A 17,557-nucleotide genomic window follows, 5' to 3' on the forward strand; every position below is an offset into this window, starting at 1 on the left:
CAAAGGTCAATTGCTGCTGGTCAAAAAGTCTGTGATCTCGCGAGCTGTTTGACCGTCCAGTCCGGCACGCAATCGCATGTGGGTGACCGCGACCGTCCACTGCGCGTCGGTCAAGTCCTTTGGATCGCGCATCGCATGGCAGCGAGCGCAGGTTTCCGCCCACGCCTTGGCGCCGCGTGCGAACAATGCAGCGTCAGAGAGTGCGCGAATGGGGGTCGCCCCCGCCGGGAGCCCCGCCTCCGCGGGGACGGTCTGGGAGTCGGACGCCGGCGCGGGATCCGGCGGGGGCGATGAAGTCGTGGTCAACTGACGAAGGTAGGTGACGAGTGCTTGGGCATCGGCCTCAGTCAACTTGGGATTGCCGCCTTTTGCGGGCATGGCCATGGGCGAGCCGGATGTCTGAAAACCATCCAGAATGCTGCGGATGAGTTCCTTGTCCGATTTGGTCATCCGTGGTTTGAGGTCTGGGACGCCCGGAATGGTGCCTTGGCCGGTAGCGCCGTGGCAGGCGATACACGTCGCTTCAAATAGAGCCTTGCCGTCTGCAGCGAGCCCGATCTGTGGAGCGAGGGCAGTCGCCAATGCGAAGGGAATACCTAGCCAAGGCGCCACAACCCGAGGTATCAGAGAAAGTTGCAACATATTTGATCTCCTTAGAAACCGTGAGCAAGCTGAAGCAGTAGACGGTCGGCTGCCGCGTCGGCGTCGTCACTGCTGTTGAATTCCCAGCTGAGTTTCAGCTGGGTCTGGGGTTGGATCAGATAGTTCAGACCAACGGCCATTTGTTGAAAGGTCGATTCTCCGTGCGGCGAAACCGAGTCCCCAAACCGGAGCACCGACTCCCAACGGTCGCTACCAAAGTGGTAGCCACCCTGCAGGTACCAGGCCCGCCAGGTGGCAGCATCGGGAACCAAGCTCGACGACGCACCGCTAACCTGCTGTCGGATCCATTCCCCGCGCAGATCGATGCGTGGCAGTGGTCGCCAGGCGACATCCATTCCATCAACCCGGTAAGCCCGACTGGGTTCTTCAGACGCCGATTGATCGCCGGGATCAAGGATCACCTCACCTCGGGCCATCGACACGCCGAGTTCCAGTCTCGGATCGGGTAACCATCCGACACGCCCACCCCAAACACGTCGACCATCGCGGTTGATCATCGAGCCTTCGACGTCGAGATCCAGATCGTCCATTCCCTCCAGGCCTAGCCTTGGACCATTGGCGTAATACAGTGCATAGTTGAGTTGGTGTGAGTCCGAGAGGGTGGCGCCGCCACGCCATTGGACGCCAACATCGGTGAGTGGTGCCGCGCCGCCGTGACCAAAACCCACTGGCACGGCGGCCAGCTTGTTGATCCAGGACGGGTGCAGGTTTTGAAAGAAATACCCGACTGGACTGAGAAACTTGCCGACGACAATGGCTTGACGGTCGGTCAGCAGCCAATTGAGCGCGGCGTATTCCAAAGCCGTCTCCTGCTCACCACGGTCGTCCATTTCCATTTCCAATTCTGCTTCGAGCAGAAAGCGATCGCCGAATTGGGCATGCAAGATCGGCGCCAGAGTCACGGTACCCAGGCTGCCGCCAACGCCTCTCGTATCGACGTACGTGACATCGGCGTAGCCTGCGATATGCAACTGCATTGCTTCTGAATACTCGTTGCGCGTCGCGCGGCGTTCGGCGGCCGCGGGCGTTTGTGCGAGCCCCGGGATCGGTGTCGGCAGCGCGATCAGTAGGATGGCTAATCGTAGACGTAACATAGGTTCTCCTCAGGCATCAGGGCGATGGATTGCGCGTCCGCCAGTAACTGCGAACGGCAACAGACGTGTGAGATCGGATTGGAAGCAGCCCGATAGCTCGCGTTGGTGCGTGGAATGGCAACTCATCAGTCGTGCTGACAAGGCCTAGCGAGATCAATTTGAGCGATTGACCGCAATGACAACGGCAGTAGCCCGTTGTGAGTCGACTCAAGTCAGGGTGACTCATGCGTCCTCCTGTGGTCGGGAACCTGCGGTCGGGCCGGACTGTTCGATGCGGAACCAAACAGAGCGCGTCGTTTGACTAGTGCGTAAATGGCGGGAATCACGACCAGCGTGAGGATCGTGGAGGACACCATGCCGCCGACCATGGGCGCTGCAATTCGGCGCATCACTTCTGAGCCGGTGCCCGAACTCCACATGATCGGAAGCAGGCCCGCCATGATCGCGACGACCGTCATCATTTTAGGTCGCACGCGCTCGACCGCGCCTTCGACAATTGCATCGGTCAGGTCCGCAGGGGACAATGATTCGCCGTGTTCGCGGCGTCGCGCCGCGCGAGCGGCCAAGGCATGATCGAGATAGATGAGCATCACCACCCCGGTCTCGGCGGCAACACCTGCCAAGGCAATGAAGCCCACTGCCACCGCAACGCTGAGGTTGTAGCCCAGCGACCACATCAGCCAGATGCCACCGACCAACGCAAACGGCACGGACAACATGACGATCAAGGACTCTGTGACGCGTCGGAAATTGAGATACAACAGCAAGAAGATGATGGCCAGGGTCAGCGGCACGACGATTTTCATCTTCGCGATGGCGCGCTGCATGTATTCGTATTGGCCACTCCAAGTCGCATAGGAGCCCGGCGGGAACACCACACTCTGTGCAACGGCAGCCTGGGCCGATCGCACGTACGCGCCGAGGTCGGCCTCGCGCGTGTCGACATAGATGTAGGCGGAGAGCAGGGCGTTCTCGGTACGAATCGAGGGGGCACCCTTACGAATACGCAAGTCCGCTAATTCACCGAGGGGAATCTGCGCGCCGCTCATGGTCGGAACCAGCACTTGCTGCGCAATAGTCTCCGGGCTGTCGCGCAATTCGCGCGGGTAGCGTACGATCACGCCGAAGCGTTCGCGTCCTTCCACCGTGGTCGTAACCATCTCGCCGCCAAGTGCGGCCGCGATTACGTCTTGGACTTCGCCGACCGGCAAGTTGTAGCGTGCCAACTGTTCGAGGCGGGGTTCGATGTCCAAGTAGAAGCCACCCGTCAGACGCTCGGCATAGGCACTGGTTGTCCCAGGTACACTGCGGACCGTTGCCTCGATTTGCCGAGCGACCTGCTCCATTTGCTCTAAATCAGTTCCGAACACCTTGATCCCGATTGGCGTTCGAATGCCGGTCGCTAACATGTCAGTGCGAGCCTTGATCGGCATGGTCCAAGAGTTCGCAACGCCTGGGAATTTCAGGGCGCGATCCATTTCGGCGATGAGCTTGTCCACCGTCATGCCCGGTCGCCATTGGTCTTCGGGCTTCAAGTTGATGACCGTTTCGGACATTTCCAAAGGCGCCGGATCCGTCGCTGTCAGTGCGCGTCCCGCTTTGCCGAACACTGACTCCACCTCGGGAAATGACTTGATGATGCGATCTTGCTGCTGTAAGAGTTCAGCGGCCTTGGTCACCGACATGCCAGGCAGCGAAGCCGGCATATAGAGCAGAGTGCCTTCATTGAGCGTTGGCATGAACTCACTACCCAGTCGGCTGGCGGGCCAAGTGCTGGCTGCCAAAACAATTAGTGCAGCTACTACTGTGGCAATTTTGTGGCGCAGGACCAGGGCAATAACCGGTCGGTACAAGGCGATCAAGAATCGATTCACTGGGTTCTTGGCCTCTGGCAAAATATTGCCCCGGACGAACAGCAGCATCAGCACCGGGACCAAGGTGACAGAGAGCAGCGCGCCACCCGCCATGGCAAAGGTCTTGGTGAAGGCGAGCGGATGGAATAGGCGTCCTTCCTGAGCCTCCAAAGCAAACACCGGCAGAAACGACACGGTAATGATCAGCAGACTGAAGAAGAGCGCCGGCCCGACTTCCTGGCAAGCATCGATAATCAATTGCAGTCGGGGCTTACTGCCATCGTCGCGCTCTATGTGCTTGTGGGCGTTTTCGATCATCACGATAGCGGCGTCCACCATGGCCCCGATGGCTATGGCAATGCCGCCCAGGCTCATGATGTTCGAATTCATGCCGAGGAACCGCATGGCCAAAAAGGCAATGAGGACGCCAATCGGTAGCATGACAATGGCGACGAGTGCACTCCTGGCGTGGAACAGAAAGACCACGCAGACCAGGGCGACAATCAGACTCTCTTCAAGTAGGGTGGAACGTAAGGTGCGGATGGCGCGGTGAATCAAGTCGGAGCGGTCATAAACGGCTTTGAGACTGACACCCTCAGGCAAGCCAGCCGCAATTTCAGTCGACTTCTGGCGCAGCCCGTGGATCACCGAAAGCGCATTCTCGCCGTAGCGGGCGATCGCAATGCCGCCCACGGCTTCGCCTTCACCATTCAACTCGGCAACGCCCCGGCGTTCATCGGGAACCAACTCAACGCGAGCCAGATCGCCTATTTTGACGGGGGCGCCATTTTCCGCCTTGACAACCAGTTGTTCGAGATCAGCAATGCCGCGCAAGTAACCGCGGCCGCGCACCATGTATTCGGTCTCGGACAGTTCCACCACGCGCCCACCGACATCGCGATTACTCTGCGCGATGACTGCCATGACTTCGCTCAGCGCAATGCCGTGTTGTCGCAACCGACCGGGATCGATGGTGACCGAGTATTGGCGGACAAACCCGCCAATGCTGGCGACTTCCGCGACGCCTGGGGCCTTGGTCATCTGGTAGCGCACATACCAGTCTTGAATAGCCCGAAGTTGATCTAGTGACTGCTGATCACCCTCCAGTACGTATTGATAGACCCAGCCGACCCCCGTCGCATCCGGTCCGAGTGTCGGTGTGACGCCCGCAGGCAATTTCTTCGAGGCGAAGTTCAAATATTCCAGGACGCGTGATCGCGCCCAGTACAGGTCAGTGCCGTCTTCAAAGATCACGTAGACAAACGAGGCACCAAAGAACGAGAAGCCGCGCACCACCTTGGAGCGAGGGACCGCCAACATAGCGGTCGTGAGCGGGTAGGTGACCTGGTCCTCCACCACCTGCGGACCCTGCCCAGGCACTTCGGTAAACACGATCACCTGCACATCGGATAAATCAGGCAGCGCGTCCAGCGGCGTTCGAATCACCGCATATGTTCCCAAAGCGGTGACTGCAAGGGTCATCACGACCACCAGGAAGACATTTCGGGCGGACCACTCAATCAAGCGTGCCAACATGGTTAGTTCGCCTCCCCGTGATTGCTGTGCGCGGGACTCGGTGTCCCCTGATCTGCTGCATCGCGCGTGGCATTACCCTTGGTTGCCGAAGCCGTGTCGTCATGGCCGCTGTGATTGGTCTCGGCCCCTGTATCGACGGCCGATTGGGCACCATGCGACATGCCCTGCATGGCCGCGCCGAGATTGCTCTCCGCATCGATCAGGAAGTTTCCGTAGGTGACCACGGTCTCGCCGTCCCGCAGCCCATCCAGGACGGCGACACGATCGCCACTGCGTGCACCGAGACGGACCTCACGTGGCTCGAAGCGACCCGGACCCACCTCGACCAGAGCGATCTGCCGCGTTCCACTGTCCAGAATCGCCGAACGCGGCACGACAATCGATGGTTCCCCCGGGGTGCTAGTCAGCAACGCATCACCGAACAACCCCGGTCGCAACACTCCATCAGCATTCGCCAGGGCAATGCGAACCCGAACGCTCCGGCTGGCACGATCCAAAATCGGCTCCAAAAATGTGACTTGACCTGCAAACTCGCGACCAGGCGCACTGGGTGTCGTGAAGGTGGCGGCATCGCCAACGGCCAATCTTCCTAGTTGGCCGGCGGGTACGTTTGCGACGACCCAGACCGTCGATAAGTCAGCCAGACGCAAAATCGTCTGCCCTGGTTCAAATCGGTCACCTTGAACCACGAGCTTCTCGACCACCACAGCATTGGCGGGTGCTTTCAGCAGTAAGCGGCCTTTGCCAGCTGCGTCTAAGGCGGCGTCGCTCACCTGCCAATTGCTCAGGCGGGTCCGCGAGGCATCGCGAAGACGGCGCATGGTCGCGGCGCTGGATGGATCCGTTGCATCGAGCTTGGCGGCAGCGGCTTCGGCAATGCGCGCCTCTTCAAGTGCGGCGAACAATTCAGGACTGTACAGCGCCGCCAGGGTTTGGCCGCGTTTGACGGCCAAGCCCGTTTGATTGGCATACAAGGTTTCGATCCAGCCCTCAAAGCGCGGTGCCACCACAAACTGTTTGGTTTCGTCTACCTCAACGGTGGCACTCGCGCGGACAGTTTGTGCGAGCCTGGTTCTGGTCGCGGGCGCTGTTTGTACGCCGAGCCTCTGCACTTTCTCCGGGGTCAACGCGACGCTTCCCGGCGCCATCGGCGCTTGATCCGCATAGACCGGGATGTAATCCATACCCATACTGTCCTTCTTGGGTACGGCAGACGTGTCGGCCAATCCCATCGGATTGCGGTAATACAGGATGTCGCGCGCATCTGTCGGATCGACGGATGCGGCTGCCGGCGCCGTCGATCCCGCACTGAATCGACCCAGCCACCAGGCTCCCGTCAGTGCAATGGCAAGCGACAATGCCAAGATGAATTTCATCCATGTGCTCATGAGTTGCTCCCAAGCAGCGAACGCAAGGACGCGGCTGCTGATAGTTCATCGCGCCGAGCATCTAAGCGCGCCAAATCGGCGCCTTGCCAGGCTTCCAAGGCTTCTAAGAGGGTGCTGAAATCGACATCTCCGACCCGGTAGCTGGCCAGCGCGGAGTCAAAGTTCGCCTGGGTTTGCGGCAACAAGGTCTGCTCAATTAATTGGCGACGTGATCGCGCGCTGTCCCAGACAGACCAAGCAACTCCCAATTGACCTTGCAACTCGGTCAGCGTGGCTTCAACTCGCAAATCCGCCGCATCGCGTGCGCGCGCCGCAGCATGTTCGCGCTCATGGAGCGCACGACGCTGCAGTGGTACCTCCAACTCGATCATCAACTCGTAACCTTCAATACGGTTTCCGACTTGCATTGCACCGAGACCCAAACTGAGGTCAGGGTAGCGTTGGCGGCGCTGCCATTCCGCAGCTTGGCTCGCTGCAGCGGCCATGGCGCGCTGCGACCTCACGGCAGGGTGCTGGCCTTCGCGAACGAGAGTCAGGGCCTCTTTCAAGGTCGCTACCGGCAAGGCAAACTCTGGCGCGGACTGCGGTCGCCGCAGGGGCGCGTCGGCGGGGCGGCCCAATACCGCATTCAACATGGCTGCGGCGTCCTCACGCATGGCCAGTCTCTCAATCCGCTCCGCTTGCATCTGAGTTCGGGCCACTTGCGCGCGAATGGCATCCTGTTGCGCGGCAACGCCCAGCGCATAGCGCGCTTGGGCAACCTCGCCCATCTGATCGAGCAAGCCAATCAGCCGATCAACTACGGCGATGGTTTCGTCCACCTGCCAAAAGCGCACGTACGCTTGGTCAGCACTTGCCAGCAATTCCAGAATGGTTCGGGCACGCGCCGACTCGATGGCGCCCGCCTCACTCTTGGCAACGCTTCGCATCAGCTCGCGCTTGCCCCAAAGGGGGATGTTCTGGCGTATCCTCCAGGTGCTACTGCCGACCTGAGCGGGCGCTAGGCTTAGTCCACTGGGATCGATGCCCTCTAGTTCCAGCCCGACCATTGGGTTTGGCAAGGCGCCAGCGGGTAAGATGCGCGCCTGAGCTGCTTCGAGTTCAGCCTGCTGGGCGCGCAACTCCGGATTGTGTTTAAGTAGCCAGTGGTGAATAGAGGACAGGTCGGCGCCAGGTGCCAAACCCTCGGTCGCGGGCGCTTGTCCCGTCATCACCAGGCTGAAGGCCAATAGCACTCGCGCTGGCCCTCGGACCGCTGACGCCATTTGGCCGCCGCGGGTCGTTCTCGGAAAATGGATCATGAGTATTGTCCTGGGGCCATCGATTCAAGATCGATCGCAGGGCAGGGGCGCGGCATCAGAAAACGCGCGCAATTGCCTCGACCTGTCGGTCGAGGTTACTCAGCAGAAGATCCGAGACTTAGATCAGCAGGACGCTGGCAGGATGTCGTGTCGGTCGATGCCAAGCACCGAGCGGCGCCGGATGAAACGTCGTTTGACCAAGTGTTGGCAGCGACGCGACGGAAAGCAACGGTACCCATGCCACTGCAGGCATTGCCGGCAGATCGGGTAGGCGGGTGACGTCAGAACTGAGATCGCTCCGGCCACAATGTGACTTACAGAGTGCCCCACCGGCATGATCGTCCGCAGTCGTCTTAGTCGCGTCACTGCGGTCATGACAATGTTCCTGCGCCGCACTCTTTGCCTGCGCACGGAGCATCATTGCGGCATCGCAGGCCGGATGAGCGGCCAACACCAGTTGCGACCAAAGCAACGCCCACATCGCCAACAGCGATAGGGAAGTGCGCAAGCGGCGGCGGCGAAAGAGCGTCATGACCCGAAGCATAATGCAACGCGCTCGCGATTCCTTTGATATGAATCAAAATTCTGCGCTTGACATTGAGGCGGGCGCCGGTCGGCGACGGGACTCACGTGAGCCATTACCGCACAATCGCGATTGTGTAACATGAATCGGAGCGGCTATCGTCTCACAATGCTTGTTCGTCATTTCCGACTTACCCGACTGTGCCAAATGCATTGGATGGCCTAGGCGTTCGGTCCATATGTTGAAGTCGAACCTAGGTTCACGCTACAACCCCTGGAGCAATTCAGGGGTTTTTTCTTGTCCACAAAGGTCTCACAACGAAGCCGGCCGAGAGTGCCGCCCACCGTCGACAGTTTGCAGCACAACTATTGCAGGAACAAGCTATGCGATCGTTTCGGGCAGCCGCCCGATGAAGTGAGGTGGTGCAGGAATGGCGAGGTTGATCGCTACGAGGCAGTGGCTGTGGGAAGTTCCGCGTTGCGTAGCTGCACATGCAAGGAGCAGACTTCTCTGGCCAGCAGTCTGGCCGTGGTTGCGGAGCGTGACCGACTGCCGGCGTTGATGGCGGCGCTGAGCGGTGATCCCTGTGGCAACGAAGAGTGCGCGAATCAGGGTCGTAATGCCTTGCTGCATCCCGATCTGAATTAGGCGTTCGGTCGCACGTCGGCCGGCTCAAAGCGGTACCGGTGTCGTGGTTGTCGTAGGCCGTCAGGCGGTACTTGGCGCCGCTGTCGAGCGCCGTAAAGCAGCAAATCAGGGACAGGCCCGAACCCTTTCCCCAGGCCTTGAAGTCGAGGCGTGCGCGCCACGTGCCGATCGGCACGTCCTGCCAGGCGTAGTCGGCGAGCCCGAGTTCCAGCGCGTTCGCATACGTCTCTGCACGTTTCGCCGTCCCGTCCATCGCCTGCGTTCCTCAGAAAATGGTCCCACAATATCGAACATGGCGACCCGCTGCAGAATGACTGGCACCGATGTCGCGTCGAGCGCCAGCATACCGATGAGGCGCGCCAGTTCGCGGAAGGCATTCACTTGCGCCGCCTGTGCCCGATGCACGCAAAACCCGACATAGCCCAACGTCACGATGACTGGTCTGTGCCTTGTCGCCGCGACGCGTGGCGAGCCGTCATGTGCGCCCTCGATAGGCGAGGAGTCGAAGCGCGTTGGCGACCACCAGAAGCGTCGATCCTTCATGAAAGAGCACCGCCACGCCCATCCGCATGCCGAAGATTGTCGCCGGTACCAGGAGCGCAACCATGCCCAGACTCGCCCACAGGTTCTGACGGATGATGCGCCGCGTCTGCCGGCTCAGACCAACGACGAAAGGAAGGTGATCGAGATTGTCGGCCATGAGAGCGACATCGGCGGTTTCGAGGGCAACATCGGAACCCGCCGCACCCATCGCGATGCCGACGGAGGCGCTGGCCAGCGCCGGCGCATCGTTGACGCCATCGCCGACCATTGCGACTTCGCCATCTGCTCGCAGCTTCTGGATGGCTCGGACTTTGTCTTCTGGCATCAAATCGCCGAACGCCCGATCGATGCCGACGCTGCGTGCGACCGCATCAGCGACACGCTGGTTGTCGCCCGATAGCATGACGAGTTGGGTCATGCCGAGCGCGCGCAACTTCTCGATCACGGCAGGTGCGGCCGCGCGCGGCGTGTCCATCAGCCCGATTGCGCCGAGATACCGCTCGCCGTGCCGCACGACGAAGACGGTGCGGCCCTCGGTTTCCAGTGCCACGATGCCGGCCATCAAGGCGTCGGGAATGCCGGCGCCCCCTATCTCGGTGAAGAGGCTCTTCTTGCCAAGATGAACCTGGGCACCATCGACTGTTGCCCGCAGGCCTTTGCCGGTCAGGCTTTCGAGACTCGTCGCGACCGACGGCGGCGTCGGTCCCAGACGCTCGCCGCCATCGCGCACGACCGCCGCCGCCAGAGGATGGTCGCTCAGCCGTTCCACCGCGACGGCGACTTGTAGCAGCTCGATTTCGGTTACTCCATTGGCGGCCAGCACATCGGTGACTCGCGGCCTGCCTTCAGTCAGCGTGCCGGTCTTGTCGAACGCGAGCGCGTGCAGTGTGCCCAGGAGTTCGAGCGGCGCGCCGCCTTTGATCAACACGCCGCCGCGGGCCGCGCGGGCTACGCCGCTGAGTACCGCGCTCGGTGTCGAGATCGCCAACGCACAGGGGCTGGCTGCCACCAGTACCGCCATGGCCCGATAGAACGTCGCGCCGAAGGGTTCATCGATAACGACGCCAGCGAACAACAGCACCACCACCAGCCCGAGCACGGCTGGTACGAAGATACGTTGGAACCGATCGGTGAATACCTGAGTCGGTGACTTCTGTGCCTCGGCCGAGCGCACCAGTTCGACCACGCGCGATAACGTGCTCTGGTCGGCGTGCCGGCTGACCTCGATTTCGATCAAGCGCTCCTGGTTGATGGTGCCGGCGAAGACGCGGTGCTCGGCCGATACCGCATCGGCCTTGAGCCTGGCGGCCACCGGATCGGCGACCGCCCGTTTGTCGACCGGTACGCTTTCGCCGGTGATGGCGGACTGATCGATGCTGCTCTCGCCCAGCACCACGAAGCCATCGGCCGCGATGCGCTCGTCGGGTTTGACGACGACGATGTCACCGATCTGCAAGTTTTCGACAGGCACTTCCACCACCTCGGTACCGCGTCGCACCAGCGCGGTTTGGGGACGCAATTGCGCCAGCGCCTCGATGGCGCGCTTGGCACGGCCCATCGCATAGTTTTCCAGTGCGTGGCCCAGGCTGAAGAGAAACAGCAGCAGCGCGCCCTCGGCCCATTCGCCCAACGCGGCCGCGCCGATCGCGGCCACCAGCATCAGGCTGTCGATCTTCAATTGCCATGCCATGAGGTTTTCGATGGCCTCGCGCAGCGTGTAGTAGCCGCCCGCCGCATAGGCGCCGACGAACAGCAGCCAGGGTCAGCGGCTGCTGTCGTCCATCGTGCGATCCAGTAACCAACCACTCAACAACAATGCGCCACATAGCAGGGACAGTATGATTTCGGCGCGACCACCCAACGCAGCGCCATGTTCATGCGCGTGCGTGTGACCGCTCGAATCCTTTTCCGGTGGGTGCGGTTCTTGCTTCATTAAAGATTCCTCAGGGGGTGCCACGATCGTTCGCGGCACGCCCATGTTGATCATGGCGTCGTGCGGCGGCATTGCGGCCGTCGCACCGGATGCTTCAGCCGGCTGGATCTGCGATCGGTATCCCTTGCTCAACCGCGGACACGAATATCCATCCGGAGTTGTGTGGGCCTGTTCGACCGTGTTGCCGAAGCAGCGCCACGATGTCTTCGACACGGTCTGCCTCACAGAACACGTCCAACTGGATCTCCTGTGTCACCCGTTCCCCAAGTTGGACCGAATAGTCCTGCTCGCGGGCGCTGGAAGCACGTAACAGGCCGGTCGAGTGGACGATACTGATCCGGCGTTCACCCAAAGCTTCCAGCGCGTGGACGATGTCGCTCATGCGATGGGCATGCAGCAAGGCAGTGATGCGTTTCATGGCGTGGCCTCCTGGGCGCGTCGTTCGGCGCGGGTTTCCAGCCACTCGTAGAGCACGGGCAGCAGGATCAACGTCAAAAAGGTCGAACTGATCAGGCCACCGACCACCACCGTCGCAAGGGGCCGCTGGGTTTCCGCGCCGACGCCGCTGGAGATCAACATCGGCACCAGGCCGAGGATCGCGACGCTCGCCGTCATGAGCACCGGTCGCAGACGCAGCGCGGTGCCTTGCACCACGGCCTCACGGATCGAGAGTCCACGTTCGCGTTGCTCGTTGAGGAAGGTGACCAGCACGATGCCGTTGAGCATGGCGACACCAAACACCGCGATGAACCCGATCGCCGATGGCACCGACAGGTACTGACCAGTGACGAACAGCGCGAGCAGCCCGCCAATCGTCGCGAACGGCACGTTGGCCAGGATCAGCGCCGCGAACTTGATCGAGTTGAACGCGGTATACAGCAGCACGAAGATAAAGAAGATCGTGATCGGTACGATCAGGCTCAACTTGGCCAGCGCCCGCTGCTGGTTCGCGAACGCGCCCCCCCACTCGACCCAATAGCCGGGCGGCATTTTCACCTGCGCGGCGATCGCGGCACCGGCCTCCTTGACGAAGCCGTCGACGTCGCGGCCACGTACGTCCATCTGGATCACCGCGTAGCGTTGCAGTTGCTCCCTGCGCACGAAGGAATAGCCCTCTGCCACCGTGACGTTGGCCACCTCCGACAAGGGCACCAGCGCGCCGGACGCCGCCTTCAGCGGAATTCGCCGCAGCGATTCCACCGAATCGCGGGTCTCATCATCCAGGCGCGCGGCGATGTCGAAGCGCTTGACCCCATCGAGCAGCACGCTTACCGGCTCGCCACCGAGACCATTGCGCACGATGGTGAGCACGTCTTCGGCATTCATGCCGTGCCGGGCCAGCTCTTCACGATCCACCTCGATGCGAATCTGCGGCTTGCCCACGTTCGCTTCCAGGGACAGGTCGGCCACGCCGGCGATGCCAGCGAGTACGGGCTTGATCTCGGCGCTGATCCGATCGAGCTCATTCAGATCTTCGCCATAGAGTTTCAGCGCCAGCGTGGCGCGCACCCCCGAGATCAGTTCCTCCACACGCATCTGGATCGGCTGGGTGTAGCCGGGCACCACGTTCGGCACCACCGTCTCAAGCGTCTCCTGCATGTCGTCTTCGAGCTGTTTGATGGTGCGGCCGGATTCCCACTCGTCTTCCGGGGTCAACGCCGTATAGATCTCCATGTAGTTGACGTCGGCAGTCTCGCCCTTCTCGGCGCGACCGATCATCGCGAGTGTCGTTTCGACCTCCGGGAACTTCTTGAAGGCGTCGGAAATCGCCTTGCTGGTACGGATCGACTCGTCGAGTGAGGTCGACGGAATCCCGGTCACGCGCCACATGATCGAGCCTTCCTGCAACTGCGGCATGAACTCCTTGCCGAGGAACGGAAACAGCGCGAGGCTGCCGATCAGGGCGACGACGGCACTGATCACCACGACCTTCTTTCGCCCCAACGCGGCATCGAGCATCGGCCGGTAGCCGCGCTTGAGCCGGGCAACCAACCACGTGTCTTTCTCCTCCTTGGGCTTGAGTATCATCGACGCCAGAACCGGGATCAGCGTTAAGCTCAAGAGCAGCGAGCCGCCCATCGCGAACGCGATGTTGAACGCCATGGGCTTGAAGAGCTTTCCTTCCAGTCCTTCGAGGCTGAACAGCGGCAGGAACACGACGATGATGATCAGGATCGCAAACGAGATGGGATTGGCGACTTCCTTGGCGGCCGCCAATACGGCCGACGTACGGTCCACTTTCTCGCCATGCGCCTGTCGCTCGGCCATGATCCGGAACGCGTTCTCGACCATCACCACCGCGCCATCCACCATCATGCCGATGCCGATCGCAAGACCCGCCAACGACATCAGGTTCGCCGAAAGTCCGAATTGGCCCATGCCAATGAAGGCGATCAGCATCGCAAGCGGCAACGTGACGATCACGACCAAGGCCGATCTCAGCTCCCCGAGGAACAAGAACAGAATCACGGCCACGAGGATGGAACCTTCGATCAATGCTCGCGTCGCGGTACCGACCGCTTTGTTGACGAGATCGGTACGCTCGTAGATCGGCTTGACGATCATGCCCTCGGGTAGCGCATTGCTGACCGTCGCGAGCTTGGTCTTCACCGCCTCGACCACCTCCTTGGCATTCTCGCCAATCCGCGACAGCGCCATGCCGAGCACGACTTCCTCGCCATCACGCGTGACCGCGCCGAAGCGTGGCGCCGGGGATTCGATCACACGGCCAATGTCGCGGATGTAAACCGGTACGCCATCCTCGGCCTTGAGCACGATGCCGCCGATATCCTCGGCCGAGGTGAGGAGGCCGAGGCCACGCACCAGATACTGCTCGCGGCCCACGTCCATCACATTGCCGCCGACCTGCCCATTGTTGGCAGGGAGCGCATTGATCACGTCGGCGAAGCCGAGCCCACGGGCATACAACCGCTGTGGATCAATGCGCACCTGGTACTCGCGCTCGCCACCACCCCATGAGGTGACATCGTCCACGCCCGGCGCCGTGCGCAGGATCAGACGCAGCGTCCAGTCCTGCCAGGTGCGCAGGTCCATGTCCGTGATCTGCGCGCTGGAGACCCCCGGCGCCCGCTCGACGGTGTACCAGAACACCTGGCCGAGTCCCGAACTGTTCGGGCCCATGCTCGGCTTGCCGTAGCCTTCGGGTAATCGGTCGCCGACTTCCTGCAGCCGTTCGTTGACGAGCTGGCGGGCAAAGTAGATGTCCATGTCGTCCTCGAAATAGACGGACACATAGGACAGTCCGAACAGGCTGACCGAACGGATCTCCTGCACCTTTGGCAGGCCTGCCATCGCCGACTCGACCGGGAAGGTCAACAACTGCTCGACATCTTCCGCCGCCAGACCGGGTGACTCCGTGTAGATATTGACCTGTGCTGGGGTGACGTCGGGGAAGGCATCAATCGGCACGTCGCGGACGGCACGTGCGCCGAGAAATGCGACAACACCGAAGATGATCAGCACCAGAAACTTGTAACGCAACGAGAGTTCGACCAAGCGGTTCAGCATGACGCACCTCGCGTTGAAAAGATCAAGCCGTCAATGCGCATGACCTTCCCCTAATTGCGACTTAAGCATTTGCGCCTTGAGCGCGTACGCGCCCTCGACGACGATGGCATTGCCCGCGGCCAGGCCATCGAGCACGATGGTCCTGCCGCCGACGACGGCGCCGACTCGGACCGCGACGGGCGTCAACGTGCCGTCCTCGTCCTGGCGGAACACGATCGTCTCGCCTTCGAGCTGCAGCAGTGCATCGGTCGGTACTGCGAGCTGCGGCTCGGCTTCGCCGCCAGCGTCGAGATAGGCCTCGACGTAGTCACCACCATGCAGCTGATCGCCCGTGTTGGCCACCTCGATGCGAACCAGCGCGTTGCGCGTGTTCTCGGCCGTGCGGTGGGCGCGTTGAACGACCTTGCCCGGCAAGGTCACGTCGCCGAGCACAACGCGTGCAGGACTATCGACCGCGACACGGCGGGCCGCGTCCGCGGGCAACTTCGCATCGACCCAAACGATGGATTCGTCGACCAGCCGGAAGAGTGTTCGCCCCGGCTCGATGCGCTCACCAACGACGAATGCATCTTCAGTGAGGCGTCCGGCATGCGGCGCATGCAGCGTGAACTCGCCGTTGGCCGCCCCCTTCGCGCCCGGTTCCAGCCCGTACGCGCGTGCTGTGGCACGGGCCTGCTCGACGGCGACTTGCGCTTCGCTGTAGCGACGGCCCGACACCGCCTCCTTACCCAGCGCCTGCACGCGCTTCCAGTCCTGCTCAGCGATCGACAAGGTGCCCTGGGCGGTAGCGACTTCCACGGACGACAGCGTCACCAGCGGCGCGCCAGCCTTGACCTCGTCGCCAAGCTTGGCGTGCCGGCGCACCACCAGCGCTTCGACGCGAGGTGTGATCAGCGTAGTGCCGTAGGCGTTGTCGACGACTTCGCCGGGTGCCCGCAGTTCTTCGCGCAGCGCCGCCGGTGCCAGCGCCGCAACGCGGATACCGGCTGCCTGCATCGCTTCAGCGTTCATGCGGATGGGTTCCATCCCTTGCTCGCCATGCTCATCGACGTCTTCGCCGGCGTGCTCGTCATCATGTTCATCGCCATCTTCTTCGGCATGCGGTTCTTCGGCCTTGGCCTGAGCGGCAGGCTTTGCCGCCACACCTTCGGGACGCTCTGCGTCATCGCCGCAAGCGGTCAACGCAAGCATCGCGGCCAGCAGCAAAGAAGCGGTCGCGGTGGAAAAACGATTCATGGGGTCACCTCGGAGGCAGAAGATTCGAAGCCGACCCAGGCATCAAGTTGCCCGGTGGCGTACAGGGCATCGACATAGGCCCGCCAGACGCGGCCTTGCAGGTCGGCGCCAGCGAGTGCGGTGTCGAGTGTCTGCTGCAGTTGGATCAGGTAGTCAGCGGTACTGATCTCACCGGCGCGCCATAGGCGCTCCAGCAAGCCGGCTCGAGCCTCAACGTCTGTCCCGGGGCTCTTCGCCCAGAGTGTCCAGGCGTCGCGCACCGAGGCGTACGTCACCCGTGCGCGCTCGGCCCGTGCCTCAACCTGCAGCGATACGAGTTGCAGCTCGGCCGCCGCAGCCGCACTGTCGGCCTGCGTCGCGACGCCCTCGGCTCGATAGCTGTTGCGGACAAAGAGCGGCACGCTCACCGTCAACCCGATGACGTTGTCGCTGGTTGGGCCGAGATCCACCTGGCCGGCGCGCAGGCGGACCGTCGGATCGGCGCGGCGTTCGCTTGCCGCCACCGTCACCAGTCGTTCGGCCTGCAGCGACTGCGCCATCGCGATTCGCTGCTCGGGCACGGCGCGGAGATTCTCGTCGGCAAGCGTCAGCGCCGGAGGTACTTCATCAGTGCCCGAATCGGGCACACGCCCCGGCAGGCCGCCCACGACCCGAAACGCTTCATCGGCTGCGGCTGCATCGGCCAGCAGCGTCGCCTGCTCGGCCATCGTTTGATCCCGCGCCAGCAGCGCGAGGTCACGCTCGAGCGACGAGATGTCGCCAACACCGAACTGCTTGTCGGCAAGTTCGGCAAAGCGCTTTACCAGGGCCACGCGCTGCGCGCCGAGCTGCACGCGATGCTGCGCGGCTTGGCGTTCGGCCCAGCCTTGCAACCAGGCCTGCGTGAACGTGGCACGGCGCAGGTGGGCCTGCGCTTCGGCGAGTGCGAGGGCTGCATCGCCGGCTGCGGCACGCGCATCGCGCTTGCCAAAGAGGTCCAGCGTCATGCCGATGCCGGCGGTAGTCGTCCGATCCTGACCTTCGTCGTCGACGTCTAACTCGATCTCCGGGTTATAGAGGGGGCGCCCTGCGGCGTCAGCGCGAGCGCGTGCCGCCGCCAACGTCTGCTCGGTCGCAGCGGCAGCGGGGTGTGCAGCCCAGGCCGTGCGTACGGCATCGGACAACTGTTCCGGCGTCGCGGCCATCAGCGGGGACGAAAAAATAGCGGAGGCACTCAACATCAGCACGGCGTGCCAACGCCGTGCACGCACGGTCAGCCGACCGCGCGGCAACAAGAAAAACCACATGGAAATATTCCTCTGAACAATGAAA

12 protein-coding genes are annotated in these 17,557 nt (G+C 62.1%); all 12 read right to left on the reverse strand.

Going from position 1 to position 17,557, the window contains the following annotated elements; genetic code table 11:
• Positions 1–6: 6 nt before the first annotated feature.
• Positions 7–642 (reverse strand): c-type cytochrome, encoded by a 636-nt coding sequence (locus tag C7S18_RS08515; protein WP_106891157.1) that lies wholly within the window; start codon positions 640–642, stop codon positions 7–9.
• Between the two features lie 11 nt (positions 643–653).
• Entirely contained in the window at positions 654–1,757 is a 1,104-nt protein-coding gene (locus C7S18_RS08520) for a porin (RefSeq protein WP_106891158.1), read from the reverse strand.
• Positions 1,758–1,969: 212 nt separating this feature from the next.
• Complete coding sequence (locus tag C7S18_RS08525; RefSeq protein ID WP_106891159.1) at positions 1,970–5,146, reverse strand: efflux RND transporter permease subunit; 3,177 nt, start codon at positions 5,144–5,146, stop codon at positions 1,970–1,972.
• A gap of 2 nt (positions 5,147–5,148) precedes the next feature.
• Positions 5,149–6,522: an efflux RND transporter periplasmic adaptor subunit gene (locus C7S18_RS08530; protein ID WP_240624005.1), complete on the reverse strand. Its 1,374-nt coding sequence runs from the start codon at positions 6,520–6,522 to the stop codon at positions 5,149–5,151.
• Between the two features lie 8 nt (positions 6,523–6,530).
• Positions 6,531–7,835, reverse strand: a complete 1,305-nt coding sequence (locus C7S18_RS08535) for a TolC family protein (RefSeq protein ID WP_240624006.1) — start codon at positions 7,833–7,835, stop codon at positions 6,531–6,533.
• A gap of 118 nt (positions 7,836–7,953) precedes the next feature.
• Positions 7,954–8,367 carry a hypothetical protein gene (locus C7S18_RS08540; protein ID WP_146151830.1) on the reverse strand — a complete coding sequence of 138 codons (414 nt, stop codon included), beginning with the start codon at positions 8,365–8,367 and terminating at the stop codon, positions 7,954–7,956.
• Positions 8,368–9,481: 1,114 nt separating this feature from the next.
• Positions 9,482–11,239, reverse strand: coding sequence for a heavy metal translocating P-type ATPase (locus C7S18_RS08550; protein ID WP_240624007.1), 1,758 nt, complete (start codon positions 11,237–11,239; stop codon positions 9,482–9,484).
• A gap of 72 nt (positions 11,240–11,311) precedes the next feature.
• On the reverse strand, positions 11,312–11,482 hold the full coding sequence (locus tag C7S18_RS24910) for a hypothetical protein (protein WP_240624008.1): 171 nt from the start codon (positions 11,480–11,482) through the stop codon (positions 11,312–11,314).
• A 94-nt stretch (positions 11,483–11,576) separates the two neighbouring features.
• Entirely contained in the window at positions 11,577–11,900 is a 324-nt protein-coding gene (locus C7S18_RS08555; protein ID WP_106891163.1) for a P-II family nitrogen regulator, read from the reverse strand.
• Positions 11,897–15,010 carry an efflux RND transporter permease subunit gene (locus C7S18_RS08560; protein ID WP_106891164.1) on the reverse strand — a complete coding sequence of 1,038 codons (3,114 nt, stop codon included), beginning with the start codon at positions 15,008–15,010 and terminating at the stop codon, positions 11,897–11,899. The genes C7S18_RS08555 and C7S18_RS08560 overlap by 4 nt, the downstream gene beginning before the upstream one ends.
• Before the next feature lie 30 nt (positions 15,011–15,040).
• Positions 15,041–16,246, reverse strand: a complete 1,206-nt coding sequence (locus tag C7S18_RS08565) for an efflux RND transporter periplasmic adaptor subunit (RefSeq protein WP_106891165.1) — start codon at positions 16,244–16,246, stop codon at positions 15,041–15,043.
• Positions 16,243–17,532 carry a TolC family protein gene (locus C7S18_RS08570; RefSeq protein WP_106891166.1) on the reverse strand — a complete coding sequence of 430 codons (1,290 nt, stop codon included), beginning with the start codon at positions 17,530–17,532 and terminating at the stop codon, positions 16,243–16,245. The genes C7S18_RS08565 and C7S18_RS08570 overlap by 4 nt, the downstream gene beginning before the upstream one ends.
• Positions 17,533–17,557: the final 25 nt, after the last annotated feature.

It is taken from the genome of Ahniella affigens (genome assembly GCF_003015185.1).
Lineage (GTDB): Bacteria > Pseudomonadota > Gammaproteobacteria > Xanthomonadales > Ahniellaceae > Ahniella > Ahniella affigens.

Bases quoted from the DNA above. Each gene is read 5' to 3' on its own strand.
- C7S18_RS08515 (WP_106891157.1), bottom strand. From the start codon at position 642: ATGTTGCAACTTTCTCTGATACCTCGGGTTGTGGCGCCTTGGCTAGGT.
- C7S18_RS08520 (WP_106891158.1), bottom strand. From the start codon at position 1,757: ATGTTACGTCTACGATTAGCCATCCTACTGATCGCGCTGCCGACACCG.
- C7S18_RS08525 (WP_106891159.1), bottom strand. From the start codon at position 5,146: ATGTTGGCACGCTTGATTGAGTGGTCCGCCCGAAATGTCTTCCTGGTG.
- C7S18_RS08530 (WP_240624005.1), bottom strand. From the start codon at position 6,522: ATGAAATTCATCTTGGCATTGTCGCTTGCCATTGCACTGACGGGAGCC.
- C7S18_RS08535 (WP_240624006.1), bottom strand. From the start codon at position 7,835: ATGATCCATTTTCCGAGAACGACCCGCGGCGGCCAAATGGCGTCAGCG.
- C7S18_RS08540 (WP_146151830.1), bottom strand. From the start codon at position 8,367: ATGACGCTCTTTCGCCGCCGCCGCTTGCGCACTTCCCTATCGCTGTTG.
- C7S18_RS08550 (WP_240624007.1), bottom strand. From the start codon at position 11,239: ATGGCATGGCAATTGAAGATCGACAGCCTGATGCTGGTGGCCGCGATC.
- C7S18_RS24910 (WP_240624008.1), bottom strand. From the start codon at position 11,482: ATGAAGCAAGAACCGCACCCACCGGAAAAGGATTCGAGCGGTCACACG.
- C7S18_RS08555 (WP_106891163.1), bottom strand. From the start codon at position 11,900: ATGAAACGCATCACTGCCTTGCTGCATGCCCATCGCATGAGCGACATC.
- C7S18_RS08560 (WP_106891164.1), bottom strand. From the start codon at position 15,010: ATGCTGAACCGCTTGGTCGAACTCTCGTTGCGTTACAAGTTTCTGGTG.
- C7S18_RS08565 (WP_106891165.1), bottom strand. From the start codon at position 16,246: ATGAATCGTTTTTCCACCGCGACCGCTTCTTTGCTGCTGGCCGCGATG.
- C7S18_RS08570 (WP_106891166.1), bottom strand. From the start codon at position 17,532: ATGTGGTTTTTCTTGTTGCCGCGCGGTCGGCTGACCGTGCGTGCACGG.